The organism is Natronorubrum thiooxidans, assembly GCF_900156475.1.
Classification (GTDB): Archaea; Halobacteriota; Halobacteria; order Halobacteriales; family Natrialbaceae; genus Natronorubrum; species Natronorubrum thiooxidans.
In genome coordinates this window covers 1-1407 of sequence record NZ_FTNR01000056.1, presented here as the reverse complement: position 1 = coordinate 1407, position 1407 = coordinate 1, and the positions used below count along the sequence as shown (strand labels likewise).

The window sequence follows — 1407 nt, the reverse complement described above, 5'->3', positions numbered from 1 at the left end:
CTCCTATGAAAATCCCGCACCGAGCTATACCACACCACTGACAATAGTTGTTCGGGTGAGCCGCCTGGCTCACCCGAACGCAGCTGCGGAATCACCCGACAGCGGCCACTTCAGAGAAAGAACCTCTCGGCAGGCGGGGGCAATCCTGTTGCGGTAGCGGTGGCTGTGCGGACGAAAGCAAGCCGTGCCTGAGCGACAGTTCGCGTCGCTCAGGCACTCACCTCCGGTGGATCGTACGGCTCCTGTCGCTTCAGCATGTAGAAAATGGAGACCAGCATCTTCCGAGCTGTTGCAACAATCGCTATCTGCTTGTTTTTCCGCTGTTTCAACCGTGTGTAGAAGTTGCCGAGGTAATCGTCGTACCGGACGGAAACATGGGCACATTGGACGAGGGCCCAGCGCAGTGGCGCTGAGCCCTCTTTGCTGATGCTTCCATGGACTTCCATGTCGCCGGACTGATGAACCATTGGATCGAGTCCAGCGTAACTCACCAACTCTTCCTGCCGGTCAAACCGATCAATCTCACCGATTTCTGCAACGATTAACGCAGCCGTGGACTGGCCAACACCCGGAATCGACAGCAGCCGCTGGGCTGCTGGCGATTCCAGTGTCTTCTGCTCGATCTTTGCTTCGAGCTTCTCGATCTGTGCGTCGTACTCGTCGATCACGGAGAGGTGTGCTTCGACGATCGTTCGATCAGCATCACTGAGCGAGAGTTCCGCGAGGAACTCTCGCCCAGTTGAGCCGAACAACTCGCTGTCGTAGGCGTTGTCGGTGCGCTTGAGGACAGCTCTGACGCGGTTTTTCTCTGCTGTCCGTTCTTCGACGAGCGCCTTCCTCGTTCGGACGAGATCCCGCAACGTGCGGATCTCGTCCGACGGGACGTAACTCTCAGCGAGCATGTCCGCCCGAAGCATGTGTGCGAGTCGTTTCGCGTCGATGCGATCGGTCTTGACCGTCGCATCGGCGATGACCCTGTTCTTTGAAGGGTTGACGAGTGTTACGTCGAGATGCTCGTCGAGCATCTCGTACACCGGGCGGTAGTGGCCAGATGCTTCGATCGCCGCTTCGCCACCGGCGTACTGTTCGGTGAGTTCGTCAAGACGATCGTTTGGCAAGCGAATCTCATCTTGCAAGTTGCCGTCGTTGTCCACGACGGCAACTTGCGAGTATCGTGTGTGGGTGTCTATTCCGAGGTACATAGGACGCCTCCGTTGGGACTGTGGCGTGAACGAGAGATCCTCCTATACGTGCTCGGTGGCACAAGATTCCGCGTCTTGTCACGGGCTCGGACCATTCTCTAGTAGCGTGCTTATCGCACCGGATGGATTGCGGTCTCAGCCAGTCCCTAGTGCCTCGTTCACGGCCTAGGCCCTTAGCTGCGGGATTTTCATGGATTCTCTATAT

Annotated in this window: 1 protein-coding gene; it reads right to left on the bottom strand. The window is 57.4% G+C overall.

Translation table 11 applies throughout. The annotated features are described in order from the left end of the window. Positions 1–209: 209 nt before the first annotated feature. On the bottom strand, positions 210–1202 hold the full coding sequence (locus BW940_RS20775) for an IS110 family RNA-guided transposase (RefSeq protein ID WP_076611043.1): 993 nt from the start codon (positions 1200–1202) through the stop codon (positions 210–212). Between the last annotated feature and the right edge of the window lie 205 nt (positions 1203–1407).